The sequence below is a fragment of the Streptomyces albofaciens JCM 4342 genome, from assembly GCF_008634025.1.
Taxonomy (GTDB): domain Bacteria; phylum Actinomycetota; class Actinomycetes; order Streptomycetales; family Streptomycetaceae; genus Streptomyces; species Streptomyces albofaciens.
Genome location: NZ_PDCM01000002.1, coordinates 1938521 through 1953629 on the forward strand (window position 1 = coordinate 1938521; position 15109 = coordinate 1953629).

General features: G+C 76.6%; 13 protein-coding genes. 12 read left to right on the forward strand and 1 reads right to left on the reverse strand.

The window, feature by feature from the left end; translation table 11 throughout:
- The first annotated feature begins 76 nt into the window (after positions 1–76).
- The 12 genes from CP973_RS28735 to CP973_RS28790 all read left to right on the forward strand — a co-directional run bounded on the left by CP973_RS28735 (position 77) and on the right by CP973_RS28790 (position 13263).
- Positions 77–934, forward strand: a complete 858-nt coding sequence (locus CP973_RS28735; protein ID WP_244410275.1) for a polysaccharide pyruvyl transferase family protein — start codon at positions 77–79, stop codon at positions 932–934.
- Positions 935–1161: 227 nt separating this feature from the next.
- Positions 1162–2124 carry a UDP-glucuronic acid decarboxylase family protein gene (locus tag CP973_RS28740; RefSeq protein WP_208853321.1) on the forward strand — a complete coding sequence of 321 codons (963 nt, stop codon included), beginning with the start codon at positions 1162–1164 and terminating at the stop codon, positions 2122–2124.
- A gap of 102 nt (positions 2125–2226) precedes the next feature.
- The gene (locus CP973_RS28745; protein ID WP_150246811.1) at positions 2227–4023 is read left to right on the forward strand and encodes a carbamoyltransferase family protein; all 1797 of its coding nucleotides are present in this window, start codon (positions 2227–2229) and stop codon (positions 4021–4023) included.
- A complete protein-coding gene (locus tag CP973_RS28750) occupies positions 4020–5072 on the forward strand; it encodes a glycosyltransferase family 2 protein (protein WP_150246812.1) in 1053 nt (350 codons plus the stop codon). The genes CP973_RS28745 and CP973_RS28750 overlap by 4 nt, the downstream gene beginning before the upstream one ends.
- A 3-nt stretch (positions 5073–5075) precedes the next feature.
- The gene (locus CP973_RS28755; RefSeq protein WP_150246813.1) at positions 5076–5777 is read left to right on the forward strand and encodes a D-glycero-alpha-D-manno-heptose-1,7-bisphosphate 7-phosphatase; all 702 of its coding nucleotides are present in this window, start codon (positions 5076–5078) and stop codon (positions 5775–5777) included.
- Positions 5774–6871 (forward strand): glycosyltransferase family 9 protein, encoded by a 1098-nt coding sequence (locus CP973_RS28760; protein WP_150246814.1) that lies wholly within the window; start codon positions 5774–5776, stop codon positions 6869–6871. The genes CP973_RS28755 and CP973_RS28760 overlap by 4 nt, the downstream gene beginning before the upstream one ends.
- A complete protein-coding gene (locus CP973_RS28765) occupies positions 6868–7833 on the forward strand; it encodes a glycosyltransferase (RefSeq protein WP_150246815.1) in 966 nt (321 codons plus the stop codon). Before CP973_RS28760 ends, CP973_RS28765 begins: the two co-directional genes overlap by 4 nt.
- Positions 7830–9071, forward strand: a complete 1242-nt coding sequence (locus CP973_RS28770) for a glycosyltransferase (RefSeq protein ID WP_150246816.1) — start codon at positions 7830–7832, stop codon at positions 9069–9071. The genes CP973_RS28765 and CP973_RS28770 overlap by 4 nt, the downstream gene beginning before the upstream one ends.
- A 114-nt stretch (positions 9072–9185) precedes the next feature.
- Positions 9186–9845 (forward strand): D-sedoheptulose-7-phosphate isomerase, encoded by a 660-nt coding sequence (locus CP973_RS28775; protein WP_150246817.1) that lies wholly within the window; start codon positions 9186–9188, stop codon positions 9843–9845.
- Positions 9846–9879: 34 nt separating this feature from the next.
- Positions 9880–11283 (forward strand): D-glycero-beta-D-manno-heptose 1-phosphate adenylyltransferase, encoded by a 1404-nt coding sequence (gene rfaE2, locus CP973_RS28780; protein ID WP_150246818.1) that lies wholly within the window; start codon positions 9880–9882, stop codon positions 11281–11283.
- Positions 11280–12203, forward strand: coding sequence for a glycosyltransferase family 2 protein (locus CP973_RS28785; RefSeq protein ID WP_150246819.1), 924 nt, complete (start codon positions 11280–11282; stop codon positions 12201–12203). Before rfaE2 ends, CP973_RS28785 begins: the two co-directional genes overlap by 4 nt.
- A gap of 112 nt (positions 12204–12315) precedes the next feature.
- Complete coding sequence (locus tag CP973_RS28790; protein WP_150246820.1) at positions 12316–13263, forward strand: glycosyltransferase family 2 protein; 948 nt, start codon at positions 12316–12318, stop codon at positions 13261–13263.
- A 530-nt stretch (positions 13264–13793) separates the two neighbouring features.
- Here the strand turns inward: CP973_RS28790 and CP973_RS28795 are convergent.
- Positions 13794–15020 (reverse strand): S8 family peptidase, encoded by a 1227-nt coding sequence (locus CP973_RS28795; RefSeq protein WP_150246821.1) that lies wholly within the window; start codon positions 15018–15020, stop codon positions 13794–13796.
- Positions 15021–15109 lie beyond the last annotated feature (89 nt).

Below are 15109 nucleotides of genomic sequence, written 5' to 3' on the forward strand. Positions count from 1 at the left end.
CGTGCCCCCGCCGGCCCGCCGGGTCCTGCTCACCGGCTGGTTCAGCTTTCTGCACGGCGAGGTGACGGCCGGGGACATGCTCGCGGCCGAGGCCGTGCAGGACGCGCTGCGCGGTGCCGGGATCGCGTACGACACGGCCTGGTCGCCGGTGTTCCGGCCGGAGGGGCTGCGTCTGGACGACGCCGATCCCGCGGCCTTCACCGACGTGGTCTTCGCCTGCGGGCCGGTGCACTCGCGGCCCACGCCGGACGGCGGGCCGAGCCCGCTGCTCGCGCTGCACGAACGGTTCGCCGGGTGCCGCCGGGTCGCCGTCGGCGTGTCCGTACCCGATCCGGACGATCCGGCGGTGGCCCGGTTCGACGAGGTGCTGGCCCGGGACGTGGCCGGGCGGCGGACCGGGGCGCAGGACCTGAGCCTGCGGGCCCCGGCGCCGCGCGGCGTGCCGCTCGTCGGTGTGGTGCTGACCGGCGGGCAGCACGAGTACGGCGCCCGGCGGCGGCACGAGGAGGTCACGGAGCGGCTGACGGACTGGCTGGGGACGGTGGAAGCGGCCCGCCTGCCGCTGGACACCCGGCTGGACTCGCGCGACTGGCGGCTGCCCGCGACGCCGGACGAACTGCACGCGGTGCTGGCCCGGCTGGACGTGGTGGTGACGACCCGGCTGCACGGCATGGTCCTGGCGCTGCGCGCGGGCACCCCGGCGCTCGCCGTCGATCCCGTCGAGGGCGGTGCGAAGGTCAGCGCGCAGGCGGCGGCGCTGGGCTGGCCGGCCGTACTGCGCTGCGAGCAGGCCGGGAAAGGGGAGCTGGACCGGCTGTTCGCCTGGTGCCTGTCGCCGCAGGGCCGGGCTCAGACGGGGCCGCACACGCTGGCGCCGGAGGGGGACGGGCTGCTCGACGGGCTGCTGCGGTCGCTGGCTCGGACATACGGGTGACTGTGCGGCGGTGGCCGGGCCGGGGAGCCGGGGCCCCGCTCCCTCGACGCACCGGAATTGACTGGCCACGCGCGGCCACCGGGAAGCAACGGGTGGGAAAGCCCGTCATGCGGCGACTTTTCAGCTTAAGCGATGCCAGGCGTGTGCGCAGCGTCGCCGAGCGTGACGTTTTCTCCGGGGCTGGAGTGGCACCCGATGCCCGGTAGCCCCTAGCCGAGGGAGATCCCATGAACGCCGCCCTGTCCCGGAACTGGAAACACGCCGTGGTGACCGGCGGCGCGGGTTTCGTCGGCTCGCATCTGTGCACCGCCCTGCTGGCCCAGGGCGCCGCGGTGACCTGCGTCGACGACTTGAGTACCGGAGCGCGGGAGAACATAGCCCACCTCAAGGGCCGTTCCGGGTTCACCTTCGTGGAGGCCGATGTCACCGAGCCGTTCCGCATCGGGCGCGAGGTGGACCTCGTCCTGCACTTCGCCTCCCCCGCCTCCCCTGCCGACTACCTGCGCCTGCCCCTGCACACGCTGGACACCGGCAGTCTGGGCACGCGCAACGCGCTCGCGGTGGCCCGCGCGCACGGGGCGCGCTTCGTCCTCGCCTCGACCTCGGAGGTGTACGGCGATCCGCAGCAGCATCCGCAGAGCGAGTCGTACTGGGGCAATGTCAACCCGATCGGCCCCCGGAGCGTGTACGACGAGGCGAAACGTTTCGGCGAGGCGCTGACGACCGCCGAGGCGGGCACCCACGGCACCGACACCGGCATCGTGCGGCTGTTCAACACCTACGGGCCGCGGATGCGGGGGCACGACGGCCGGGCGGTGCCGACGTTCATCCGGCAGGCCCTGGCGGGCGAGCCGCTCACCGTCACCGGGGACGGGCGGCAGACCCGCTCCCTGTGCCACGTGGACGACACCGTACGGGGTGTCCTCGCGGTGGCCGCCTCCGATCTGCGCGGCCCGGTCAACCTGGGCAACCCGGTCGAGATCACCATGCTCGGCCTGGCCCGGCTGATCACCGAACTGACCGGCTCCCGCTCCGAGATCCGCTTCATCGAACGGCCCACGGACGACCCCGCGGTCCGCTGCCCCGACATCACCCTGGCCCGCGGCAAGCTCCAGTGGGAGCCCGAGGTGGCGGCCCGGGACGGTCTGGCGCGGACCGTCGACTGGTTCCGCAGGCGGCAGGGGGCCTGACCCGGCGCCGGTTCCGGCCGGGCCGCAGCCCCCGGCGTCCGGGCCGCCCCGACCGGGCGCGGCCGGCCGCCGTCCATCCCGACGAAAGGCCAGCGAACTGCCATGCGCATTCTCGGCATCAACGCGCTCTTCCACGACCCCGCCGCCGCCCTCGTCGTCGACGGGCAGACCGTCGCCGCCGCCGAGGAGGAACGCTTCTCGCGGCGCAAACACGGCAAGCGGCCGGTGCCCTTCTCCGCCTGGGAGACGCCCGACCAGGCCGCCGCCTGGTGCCTGGCCACGGCCGGCCTGCGCCCCGAGGACCTGGACGCGGTGGCGTACTCCTTCGATCCCCGGCTCGCCCGGCCCGCCGAGCGGATGGGGCTGGACGACCCCTGGGACCACCTGCGCCTGACGTACGCGCGCGAGGCCCCCGGGTTCCTCAGGACGGCGCTGCCGGGGCTCGATCCGGAGCGGGTGCGGTTCGTGCCGCACCACATGGCGCACGCCGCGTCCGCCGCGTTCGCCGCGCCGGACGCCGACACCTGCTCGGTGCTGGTGCTCGACGGCCGCGGCGAGGCGACCTCGCACCTGGCCGCGCAGCGCGTACAGGGCAAGCTGGAGCCGCTGTACGGGCAGGAGCTGCCGCACTCGCTCGGCCTGGTCTACGAGGAGCTGACCGCGCACCTCGGGTTCCTGCGCTCCTCGGACGAGTTCAAGGTGATGGCGCTGGCCTCGTACGGCACTCCGCGGATGCTGCCCGAGCTGCGCCGCCACGTGTACCCGACGGGCGACGGCGGATTCCACGCCGCGCACGTGCCGTGGAGCGACCTGTGCGTGCCGCGCGCCCCGGAGGAGCCGTGGAGCCAGGCGCACGCCGATCTCGCGGCCAGTGCCCAGCTGGTCCTGGAGGAGACGCTGCTCGACCTGGCCCGCTGGCTGCACGGCCGCACGCACGACAGTGTGCTGACGCTGGCCGGCGGGGTGGCGCTGAACTGTGTGGCCAACGCGCGGATCGCGCGCGAGGGTCCGTTCGACCGGGTGTGGGTGCAGCCCGCGGCCGGTGACGCGGGCACCGCGCTCGGCGGCGCGCTGCTGCTGAGCGCCGACGGCGGCGAGGAGCCCGCGCCGATGCCCGGCGCCGACCTGGGCCGCGGCTGGTCCGACGCGGAGCTGGAGGCGTGGCTGCGGACCGCCGCCGTGCCGTTCGAGCGGCCGCAGGACATCGCCGCGACCGTCGCGGAGGCGCTGGCCGAGAACGCCGTCGTGGCCTGGTTCCAGGGGCGTTCGGAGTACGGGCCGCGGGCGCTCGGCCACCGCTCCCTGATGGCGCACCCGGGCCACTCCGCGAACCTGGAGCGGCTCAACGACGTCAAGGGGCGCGAGCAGTTCCGGCCGGTGGCCCCGATGGTGCTCGCCGACCGGGCGGGCCAGATCTTCGACGGGCAGCTGCCCAGCCCCTACATGCTCTTCGTGCACGACGTGGCGAAGGAGTGGCGGGAGCGCATCCCGGCCGTGGTGCACGTGGACGGCACCGCCCGCATCCAGACCGTGGACCCGGCCGACGAGCCGCTGGTGGCCCGGATGCTGGCCGAGTTCGAGCGCCGTACCGGACTGCCCGTCGTCGTCAACACGAGCCTGAACACCGCGGGCCGGCCGATGGTCGACGACCCGCGGGACGCGCTGGAGTGCTTCGGCTCCACGCCGGTGGACCTGCTGGCCATCGGCCCGTTCGCGGTGCGGCGGGAGGAGTTCTTCGCCGCCGGGAACCGCTCGGCGCGGCGCCCGGCCGAGGTGCTGTCGTTCCCGTCGGGGCACGAGGAGACGGTGGCGCCCGCCTCGTACGACCGGCTGGCGGAGACCGCGTCCCTGCCGATCGCGGGGCCGGTCGCGGGCAGCGGTGAGGAGGCGGTCCGATGACCGCGCCGACCACCGACTACGTGGTGGTGATCCCGACGCTCGGGCGGCCGAGCCTGACGGCGTGCCTGCGCGCGCTGGCCGCGGCCGAGGGGCCGCCGCCGCTCCAGGTCGTGCTGGTGGACGACCGGGCGCTGGACGACTGCACCCCGCTGCCGGCCGAGATCCCGGAGGCGCTGCGCGACCGGACGAAGATCGTCCCGGGCTGCGCGCGCGGCCCGGCGGCGGCCCGCAACGCGGGCTGGCGGGCGGCGGACGCCACGCCGTGGGTGGTCTTCCTGGACGACGACGTGGTGCCGGGCCCCTCCTGGGGTACGGACCTGGCCGCCGACCTCGCCGCCGCGTCGCCGCGTACGGCCGGGATCACCGCGCGGATCGCCGTGCCGGTGCCCGTCGACCGCCGCTCGACGGACTGGGAGCGCAACACCGCGGGGCTGGCCACCGCCAAGTGGATCACCGCGGACATGGCGTACCGGCGGGACGCGCTGGAGTCCGTGGACGGCTTCGACGAACGCTTCCGGCGCGCCTTCCGGGAGGACGCCGATCTGGCGCTGCGGGTGCTGGCGGCCGGCTGGGCGCTGGCGTCCGGCACCCGCCGCACCACGCACCCGGTGCGTCCGGCCGACCGCTGGGTCTCCGTACGGCTCCAGGCGGGCAACGCCGACGACGTGCTGATGACCCGCCGGCACGGCCGGGACTGGTGGCACCACGCGGACGCGCCGCGCGGCCGGCTGCCGTGGCACCTGGCGGTGACCGCGGCGGCGGGTGCCTCGCTGGTGTGTGCCGCGGCCGGGCGGCGGCAGGCGGCGGCGGTGCTGGCCGGGCTGTGGCTGGGCGGTACGGCGGAGTTCGCGTGGGCGCGGATCGCGCCGGGCCCGCGGACCCGGGAGGAGGTGGTGACGATGGCGGTGACCAGCGTGCTGATCCCGCCGTCGGCGGCGGGGCACTGGCTGCGCGGCCTGGTGCGGCACCGCCGGGTGGCGCCGCTGAGCGTGCGGCCCGCGCCCGCGGTGCCGCAGGCTCTGCCGGAGCCGGTGCCGGAGCGGGTGTAGCCGGTGAACAGGCATCAGGACACCGCGCCGGGCGCCCGTGCGGCGACGGCGGTCGCGGACCCGGCGGCGGAGCGCGAGGAGGCCGGGCGCCTGTGGCTGTACGCGCCGGGGCGGCAGGCCCCCGAGCGGGTGCCGGTCCCCACCCGGCCGCCGTCCGGCGACGCCGGCCCGCTGGAGGCGGTGCTGTTCGACCGGGACGGGACGCTGGTGGCCGATGTGCCGTACAACGGCGACCCGTCGCTGGTGGAGCCGATGCCCGGCGCGCGGGAGGCCGTGGCGGCGCTGCGGGCCCGCGGCCTGAGGGTGGGCGTGGTGAGCAACCAGTCCGGCGTCGCGCGCGGCCTGCTGACGGGTGACCAGGTGGCCGCCGTACGGCGGGAGATCGACGCGCGGTTCGGGCCGTTCGACGTGTGGGCCGTGTGCCCGCACGGGCCCGGGGACCGCTGCGGCTGCCGCAAGCCCGCGCCCGGCCTGGTCCTCGCCGCCTGCGCACACCTCGGCGTCCGCCCCGCGCGTACCGCCGTGGTCGGCGACATCGGCGCGGACGTGGGCGCGGCGCTGGCCGCCGGGGCGCGCGGGGTGCTCGTCCCGACGCCGATGACGCGGGCGGAGGAGGTCGTCGCGGCCCGCGCGTACGCACGCGATCTGCCGGGCGCCGTACGGCTGTTGCTGGGCGGCCGGAGCACCGGGGAGGGCGCCGTATGACCTCGGCCCCGCGGACGCTCGTCGTCCGGCTGGACAGCGCGGGTGATGTGCTGCTGGCCGGTCCGGCGGTACGCGCCGTGGCGGCGGGCTCGTCGTACACCGCGCTGCTGTGCGGCCCGCTGGGCGAGCGGGCGGCGCGGCTGCTGCCCGGTGTGGACGAGGTGATCGTGCACGACGCGCCGTGGGTGGGCCTGCGGCCCGCGCCGGTGGACCGGCGGGTCACGGAGAAGCTGGTCGACACCCTGGCGGCGGGCCGGTTCGACCGGGCGCTGGTGCTCGTCTCGTACCACCAGAGCCCGCTGCCGGCCGCGCTGCTGCTCAAGCTCGCCGGGGTCGGCTGGGTCGCGGCGGACAGCGTGGACTACCCCGGCGCGCTGCTGGACCTGCGGCACCACCGCAAGCCGCACCGGCACGAGGCCGAGGCGGCGCTCGACCTCGCGCGGGACGCCGGGTTCGCCCTGCCGCCCGGCGACGACGGCGCCCTCGGCGTCCTGCCGCCGCCCGACACCTCTCCCCTGACCGGCCCCGACCCGTACGTGGTGCTGCACCCGGGCGCGGCGGTGCCGGCCCGTGCCTGGAGTGCCGCGCGGGCGGCCCGGGCGGCGGGCGCGCTGAGCGCGGCGGGCCACCGCGTCGTCGTCACCGGCGGGCCCGGCGAACGGGAGCTGACCGCCGCCGTCGCGGGCGGCCACGCGCTGGACCTCGGCGGGCGCACCGATGTGCACCAGCTCGCCGGGGTGCTGGCGGGCGCGCGGGCCGTGGTCGTCGGCAACACCGGCCCCGCGCACCTGGCGGCCGCCGTGCGCACACCGGTCGTCTGCCTGTTCGCGCCGGTGGTGCCCGCGCGGCTGTGGGCGCCGTACGGCGTGCCGCACATCCTGCTGGGCGACCAGGACGCGCCGTGCGCGGGCAGCCGTGCCCGGCGCTGCCCGGTGCCCGGACACCCCTGTCTCGACACGGTCAGCGACACCGCGCTGCTCGCGGCCGTGTCCCGGCTGACCGGCCCGGGACGGCCGTCGGTGCCCTCCGCGCCCGGCCGTACGGACCGTTCCGCAGCGGCTCCCGACGACACCGAACGAGGTGCGACTGTATGAACATCCTGCTCTGGCATGTCCACGGATCGTGGACGACCGCGTTCGTCCAGGGGCCGCACACCTATCTGGTGCCGGTCACCCCGGACCGGGGCCCCGACGGGCTGGGCCGCGCCCGTACCTTCCCGTGGCCCGAATCGGTGGTGGAGAAGACCCCGGCGGAGCTGCGGCACACCCCGGTCGACCTGGTCGTGCTCCAGCGTCCGCACGAGGCGGAGCTGGCGGAGCGCTGGCTGGGCGGGCGCCGTCCCGGCCGGGACGTGCCCGCCGTCTACCTGGAGCACAACGCGCCGGACGGCGACGTGCCGCACACCCGCCACCCGTACGCCGACCGGGACGACCTGACGCTGGTGCACGTCACCCACTTCAACCGGCTGTTCTGGGACAACGGCGGCACCCGTACGGAAGTGATCGAGCACGGCATCGTGGACCCCGGCCACCTCTACACCGGGGCCGTCGAACGCGCCGCGGTCGTGGTCAACGAGCCGGTCCGGCGCGGCCGTACGGTCGGCACCGACCTGCTGCCCGAGCTGTCGGCCGCCGCCCCGCTGGACGTCTTCGGCATGCGCACCGACGGGCTCGCCGAGCATCTGGGCCTGCCACCGGACCGCTGCCGCACGGCCGACCTGCCACAGGCCGACCTGCACGCGGCGATGGCGCAGCGGCGGCTCTACCTGCACCCGGTGCGCTGGACCTCGCTGGGCCTGTCGCTGCTGGAGGCCATGCACCTGGGCATGCCGGTGGTGGCCCTGGCCACCACCGAGGCCGCCGAAGCGGTGCGGCCCGGCACCGGCACCCTCTCCAACCGGCCCGAAGTCCTGGCCCGGGCCGCCCGGACGTACCTGGAGGACCCCGACGCGGCGGCCGAGGACGGCGCGCGGGCCCGCCAGGCGGCGCTGGAGCGCTACGGGCTCAAGCGCTTCCTGCACGACTGGGAACGCCTGATCACGGAGGTGCGGACATGACCACCCCGCTGCGTGACACCCCGCGCCTGTCCGTCGCGCTCGTGTCCGAGCACGCCAGCCCGCTGGCGGTGCTCGGCGGCGTCGACGCGGGCGGCCAGAACGTCCATGTCGCGCGCCTGGCCGGCGCGCTGGCCGACCGGGGGCACCGGGTGACGGTGTACACCCGGCGGGACGCCGCCGATCTGCCGGACGAGGTGGTGCTGCGGCCCGGTGTACGGGTCCGGCACGTCCCCGCCGGGCCGCCCCGGCACGTGCCCAAGGACTCCCTGCTGCCGTACATGACCGCGTTCGGCGACCACCTGGCCGCCGAATGGCGGGTACGGGCGCCGGACCTGGTCCACTCGCACTTCTGGATGTCCGGCCTGGCGGCGCTCCAGGCGACCCGCGAACTGGGGCTGCCGCTCGCCCACACGTACCACGCGCTGGGCACCGTCAAGCGCCGCCACCAGGGCGACGCCGACACCAGTCCGCGCTCCCGCGTCGCCTGCGAGGTCGAGGTGGGCGAGGGCTGCGACCGGGTGATCGCCACCTGCCGCGACGAGGTCGACGAGCTGGCCCGGATGGGCATCGGCGACGGCAAGGTCAGCGTGGTGCCGTGCGGGGTGGACACCGCGCGCTTCACGCCGGACGGGCCGGTCGCCGACCACAGCGCGCACCACCCGCTGCTGCTCCAGCTCGGCCGGCTCGTCCCGCGCAAGGGCGCGGAGGTGTCCGTCGCCGCGCTGGCCCGGCTGCCCGAGGCCCGGCTCGTCATCGCCGGCGGGCCGCCCGCCGACCGGCTCGACGAGGACCCGGAAGTACGGCGGCTGCGCGAACTCGCCCGCGCCGCCGGGGTGGCGGACCGGGTGAGCTTCATCGGCGGCGTGCCCTGCGAGGACGTACCGCCGCTGCTGCGCGCCGCCGACGTGGTGCTGTGCCCGGCGGACTACGAGCCGTTCGGCATCGTGCCGCTGGAGGCGATGGCCTGCGGGACGCCGGTGGTGGCCACCGCCGTCGGCGGGCAGCTGGACACCGTGGCCGACCCGGACTGCGGGCGGCTGGTGCCGCCGCGCGATCCGGCCGCGCTGGCCCACGCGGTCGGCGAACTGCTCATGGACGGCGAGCGGCGGGCCGCCTGCGGTGCCGCGGGCCGCCGGCGCGTACTGGCCCGGTACGGCTGGGACCAGGTCGCGGCCGGCACCGAAGTCGTCTACCGCGGCGTGCTGAGCCCGCGGCCCGCCGTCACCGAGGTGGCCTGACCCCTGTCCGCGGCCACGCCCGGCCGGCCGTCCTACGCCCTGACCCCGCCGCAGACGTGTGAAGGAGGTGCGGGCCCCCGGCGCCACCGGCGCCCCTGCGGGAGCCCGACGACCATGAGCCATCCTCTCGACGCCGCCCACCGCCACTGCCAGTCGCTCCAGGACGCGGTGCACCAGCTGCGCCGCCACCACCTGCGCCGGATAGCCGAGTGGGGGAACCAGCTCGGCGCCGTGCTGCCGGTGGGCGGCCGGCTGCTCGCCGCGGGCAACGGCGGCAGCGCCGCCCAGGCCCAGCATCTGACGGCCGAACTCGTCGGCCGCTACCAGCACGACCGCCCCGCCTACTCGGCGATCGCCCTGCACGCGGAGACCTCCAGCGTCACCGCCATCGGCAACGACTACGGCTTCGAGCAGGTCTACGCCCGGCAGGTGGCCGCGCACGGCCGCCCCGGCGACATCCTCCTGCTGCTCTCCACCTCCGGCCGCAGCCGCAATCTGCTGGCCGCCGCCGAGACCGCGCGCGACGCGGAGCTGCGGGTGTGGGCGCTGACCGGGCCCCGGCCCAACCCGCTGGCCGACGCCGCCGACGAGGCGGTGTGCGTGCACTCCCCCAGCAGCGCGACGGTGCAGGAAGCGCACCTGATAGCGGTGCACATCCTGTGCGAGCACTTCGACGCCGTCAGCGCCGCGCCGCCGTCCGCGCCGTCCGCCTCGGACGTCCCGCTGGGAGCCGCGGTGGAAGTCGCGGTGGCGGACCGGGACGGTGCGCTGTGAACGCCCGGTGCGGCACCGGCCCCGGGAGGCGGCTGTGAGCGCCCGTCAGCCCCTGGTCGTCGTGGGGGACGTCCTGCTGGACCGGGACATCGACGGCGAGTCCTCGCGCCTGGCGCCGGACGCGCCCGCCCCGGTGGTGGATGTCACCGACGACCGCAGCCGGCCGGGCGGTGCGGGACTCGCCGCGGCGCTCGCCGCGCGCTCGGGACGCGAGGTGGTCCTGGTCGCCGCGCTGGGTCAGGACCCGGCGAGCGAGGCGGTACGGCGCGCGCTGCGCGGCGTCGTACGCCTGGTGGAGATCCCCCTGGACGGTCAACTGCCGGAGAAGACACGGGTGATGGCGTCCGGACGTCCCCTGGTGCGGTTCGACCGCGGCGGCGGGCGGCCGGGCGGGCCCGGGCCCGGGGTGCGCGAGGCGCTCGCCGGAGCGCGGGCCGTGCTCGTCGCCGATTACGGGCGGGGCACCGCGGCGGCGGTGCGCGACCTGCTCGCCGACGTGGCGCACCGGGTCCCGCTGCTGTGGGACCCGCACCCGAAGGGCGATCCGCCCGTGCCGGGCGCGCGGCTGGTCACGCCCAACGCCTCCGAAGCGCGCGCGCTGGCCTCCGGTGAGGACCGGTCACTGCACGCCTGTGCCGTACGGGGCGCCCAACTGGCCGCCGAATGGCAGGCCGCGGCCGTCGCGGTGACGCTCGGCGCGCGCGGCGCGCTGCTGGCCAGGGCGGGCAGCGACTCTCCGATGCTGGTGCCCGCGCCGTACCGGGCCGACGGCGACCCGTGCGGGGCGGGCGACTGCTTCGCCGCCACCGCGGCCGCCGCACTGGCCGACGGCGCGCTGCCCGAGGAAGCCGTGCAGCGGGCCGTCGCCGAAGCCGCCGCCTTCGTCGCGGCCGGCGGCGCGGGCAACCGGGCCCTGTGGCAGACCGCGCCACCGGCGGACCGGCCGGCGGCGGCGCGGCCCGACGACCCGTTCGAGCTGGCCCGGTGCGTACGGGCCAGGGGCGGCACGGTGGTCGCCACCGGCGGCTGCTTCGACCTGCTGCACGCCGGGCACGTCGGCCTGCTGGAGAGCGCCCGGCGCATCGGCGACTGCCTCATCGTGTGCGTCAACTCCGACGCGTCCGTCACCCGCCTCAAGGGCCCGGGGCGGCCGCTGACCCGGGCGGCGGACCGCATCCGCGTCCTGGCCGGGCTGGGCAGCGTCGACGCCGTCGCGGTGTTCGAGGAGGACTCGCCCGTCGAGCTGCTGCGGCGGCTGCGGCCCGACGTATGGGTCAAGGGCGGCGACTACTCGGTGGACGCGCTGCCGGAGGCGGCCACGCTGCGGGAGTGGGGCGGCCAGGCCCTCGTCCTGCCGTACCTGGACGGCAGGTCGACGACCGCGCTGGCCCGGCGCGCGGCCCGCGCCGCCGCGCCGGGGCCGGAGGTCCGGCCGTGACCGCGCGGACGGTGGGGCTGCCCGGCGCCGTGGCCGCGCCGCAGGCCCGGCGCACCGCGCAGGTGGGCATCGTCATGATCACCAGGGACCGGCGCGAGCGGCTGCTCGGCACGCTGGAGCGGATCACGCGGCTGCCCGAGGAGCCGCCCGTGGTCGTCGTGGACAACGGCTCGTCGGACGGCACCGCGGCCGCCGTGCGCGAGCGCTTCCCCGCCGTACGGGTCCTGACGCCCGGCCGCAATCTCGGCGCGGTCGGCCGTACGTACGGAGCCGCCGCACTCGGCACGCCGCTCGTGGCGTTCAGCGACGACGACTCCTGGTGGGAGCCCGGCGCCCTGGCGCGGGCCGCCGAGGTGTTCGCGGCGCATCCGCGGCTGGGGCTGGCCGCCGCCGCGACCCTGGTCGGTCCGGACGCCGGACCCGACCCGCTCAACGACGTGCTCGCCGCCTCCCCGCTGGGCCGCGAACCCGACCTGCCGGGGCCGTCCGTGCTCGGCTTCCTGGGCTGCGCCGCCGTCGCCCGCCGCGACGCCTTCCTGGAGGTCGGCGGCTACCACCCCGTACTCCACTTCGGTGCCGAGGAAACGCTGCTGGCCCTCGACTTGGAAGCGGCCGGCTGGGGCGTCGCCTACTGTCCCGCGCTCGTCGCCCGCCACCAGCCCGACGGCGCGGGCGGCGCACCGCGGCCGGGCCGCGCCGCCCAGGTGCGCCGCAACGTCCTGCTCACCGCGTGGCTGCGCCGCCCCCTGCGGCACGCCCTCGTGCGCACCGTGCGGCTGGCGCTGGACGCGCGTACTGACCCGGCGGCCCGGCTCGCCCTGGCCGGAGCCGTACGCCGGCTGCCGGCCGCGCTCGCGCGCCGACGGCTGCTGCCCGCGCCGGTGGAAGCCCGGGTGCGGGTGCTGGAGGGGGCGCCGTGAGCGTGGGCGCCGTGGCCGGAAACGGTCTCGGGACCGGTGACGTCACCCGGGCGCCCCGGAGTACGCCGAGGAACCGCAGCCGCACGCCCGCACCGACCCGAGGAAGCCTCCCGTGACCACCGATCCCCGCACCACCGTCATCGTCATCACCCACAACCGCAGCGACGACCTGCTGCACACCCTGGACCGGCTCGCCGAACTGCCCGAGAAGCCACCGGTCATCGTGGTGGACAACGGCTCCACCGACGGCAGCGCGTCCGCCGTCCGCCGCCACCCCCTCGCGCCGCGGCTGATCCCGCTGGCGCACAACACCGGGGCGGTGGGGCGCAATCTGGCGGCGCGGGTGGCGACCACGCCGTACCTGGCGTTCTGCGACGACGACTCGTGGTGGGAGCCCGGCGCGCTGGCCGGGGCCGCCGACCTGCTGGACGCGCACGGGCGACTGGGCGCGGTGACCGCGCGCATCATGGTTCACCCGCATCCGGACGCCCCGGAGGCGGGCGGCGCGGCGGACGGCGGCCCCGGCGAGCCGTTCGAGGACCCGATCGTCCAGGAGCTGCGGCACTCGCCGCTGCCCGCGCCCTCCTGGCTGCCCGGACCCGCGCTCGGGTCCTTCCTCGCGGCGGCGACCGTGCTGCGCGCCGACGCCTTCCGGGCGGCGGGCGGCTTCTCGCCCCGGCTGGTGCTGGGCGGCGAGGAGGAGCTGCTCGCCGCCGACCTCGCGGCCGACGGCTGGTGGCTCGCGTACGCCGACCGGCTCACCGTCCACCACCGGGCGTCGCCGCACCGCGACGCGACGCTGCGCCGGCGCCAGGGCATCCGCAACACGCTGTGGTTCACCTGGCTGCGCCGGCCGCTGCCGGCCGCGGTACGCCGTACCCGGACGCTCGTCTCGACGGTGCCCCGCGACGCGGTGTCGGTACGGGCGTTCGCCGAGGCGGTCGGCGGTCTGCCGTGGGTGCTGCGGGAACGGCGCCCGGTGCCGCGGGAGGTGGAGGGCCGGCTGCGGCTGCTGGAGGCGCCGCAGCGGGAGTCCACGGCGCGGCGCTACTGCGGCTGAGACGGTGGCCCTTCGGCCGCTTCGGTGCCGCGGGCGCGGGCGGGCCCTCCCGTGTTCCCGGGTGCCGCGGCTGAGGCGGGCTTCGGCCGCTTCGGCGCCGCGGGCGGCCCTCCCGTGCTCCCGGATGCCCCGGCTGAGGCGGGCTTCGGCCGCTTCGGCGCCGCGGGCGGCCCTCCCGTGCTCCCGGATGCCCCGGCTGAGGCGGGCTTCGGCCGCTTCGGCGCCGCGGGCGGCCCTCCCGTGCTCCCGGATGCCCCGGCTGAGGCGGGCTTCGGCCGCTTCGGCGCCGCGGGCGGCCCTCCCGTGCTCCCGGATGCCCCGGCTGAGGCGGGCTTCGGCCGCTTCGGCGCCGCGGGCGGCCCTCCCGTGCTCCCGGATGCCCCGGCTGAGGCGGGCTTCGGCCGCTTCGGCGCCGCGGGCGGCCCTCCCGTGCTCCCGGGTGCCGCGGCCGTGGACAGCACGACGCCGGCCGTCGCGCCCCGTGGGGGCGAGCGCGACGGCCGGCGGCCGGAGCCGAACGGACGGGGAGGTTACTTCTCGCCGACCTTCAGCAGCTTGTTGGGCGTGCCCTGGCTCGGGTTCTTGATCTTGTCGGCCGTGGCGCCGTCGGTCAGCGCCTTGGCGACCGCGTCCGGCTTGGCGTCCTTGTGGGCGCTCAGGTAGACCGCGGCGGCGCCCGCGACGTGCGGGGTGGCCATGGACGTACCGGAGATGGTCTTGGTGCCCTGGTCGCTGTCGTTCCAGTCCGAGGTGATGTCCGAACCCGGCGCGTAGAGGTCCACGGCGCTGCCATAGTTGGAGAAGTCGGACTGCTCGTCGGTGTTGGTGCTGGAGGCGACCGTGATGGCCTCCTCGACCCGCGCCGGGGAGCCCTGGCCCGCGTCGGTGGACTCGTTGCCCGCCGCCACGGCGAAGGTGACGCCGGAGGCGACCGCCTTCTGCACCGCCGCGTCCAGCGCCTCGTCGGCGCCGCCGCCCAGCGACATGTTGGCGACCGACGGGCCCTTGTGGTTCTTGGTGACCCAGTCGATGCCGGCGACGACCTGCTCGGTGGAGCCGGAGCCCTGGTCGTCCAGCACGCGCACGGCCACGATCTTGGCCTTCTTGGCGACGCCGTGCGCCTTGCCGGCGATGGTGCCCGCGACGTGGGTGCCGTGGCCGTTGCCGTCGGTGGCGTCGTTGTCGCCGTCCACCGCGTCGAAGCCGGAGGACGCGCGGCCCTCGAAGTCCTGGTGCGAGGTGCGCACACCGGTGTCGATGACGTACGCGGTGACGCCCTCGCCCGCGCTGTCGGGGTAGCTGTACTTCTTGTCGCCCTGGGTGTCCGCCTGGTCGATGCGGTCCAGGCCCCACGACGGCGGGTTGTCCTGGACGGCGTTGACGTGGAACTTCTTGTTCTGCACGACCTTGTCGACGGCCGGGTCGGCGGCCAGCCGGCGGGCCTCCTCGGCGCTGAGGCCGGTGGCGGAGAAGCCGTTCAGCGCGGCGGAGTAGGTCCGCTTGACCTCGCCGCCGTACTTGTCGGCCAGGTCCTTGTTCTGCTCGGCCTGCACCGCGGCGCCGCGGACCGAGTTCTTGAGCATGACGATGTAGCTGCCGCTGACGGCGCCCTTGGCCTCGGCGCCGTACACCGTGCCCTCGGCGGGCGACGCGCCCGCGGTGACCGCGGTGACGGTGGCGATGCCGCCGGCCGCGACCACCGCGGATATCGCGGTGACGAGCCGCTTCTTGCTGGAACGCTTGTGAGCGTGAGCCATTCGAGGGTTCTCCTCGTTCGGGATGTGGGGGGAAAACGTTGCGCAACAGCCCGGACGGAGAACAAGATCTCCGCCGGGCTGGCTCGAAA

Excerpts from the sequence above, each read along its gene's own strand:
- CP973_RS28735 (WP_244410275.1), top strand. The coding sequence starts at position 77 with ATGCTCGCGGCCGAGGCCGTGCAGGACGCGCTGCGCGGTGCCGGGATC.
- CP973_RS28740 (WP_208853321.1), top strand. The coding sequence starts at position 1,162 with ATGAACGCCGCCCTGTCCCGGAACTGGAAACACGCCGTGGTGACCGGC.
- CP973_RS28745 (WP_150246811.1), top strand. The coding sequence starts at position 2,227 with ATGCGCATTCTCGGCATCAACGCGCTCTTCCACGACCCCGCCGCCGCC.
- CP973_RS28750 (WP_150246812.1), top strand. The coding sequence starts at position 4,020 with ATGACCGCGCCGACCACCGACTACGTGGTGGTGATCCCGACGCTCGGG.
- CP973_RS28760 (WP_150246814.1), top strand. The coding sequence starts at position 5,774 with ATGACCTCGGCCCCGCGGACGCTCGTCGTCCGGCTGGACAGCGCGGGT.
- CP973_RS28765 (WP_150246815.1), top strand. The coding sequence starts at position 6,868 with ATGAACATCCTGCTCTGGCATGTCCACGGATCGTGGACGACCGCGTTC.
- CP973_RS28770 (WP_150246816.1), top strand. The coding sequence starts at position 7,830 with ATGACCACCCCGCTGCGTGACACCCCGCGCCTGTCCGTCGCGCTCGTG.
- CP973_RS28775 (WP_150246817.1), top strand. The coding sequence starts at position 9,186 with ATGAGCCATCCTCTCGACGCCGCCCACCGCCACTGCCAGTCGCTCCAG.
- CP973_RS28795 (WP_150246821.1), bottom strand. The coding sequence starts at position 15,020 with ATGGCTCACGCTCACAAGCGTTCCAGCAAGAAGCGGCTCGTCACCGCG.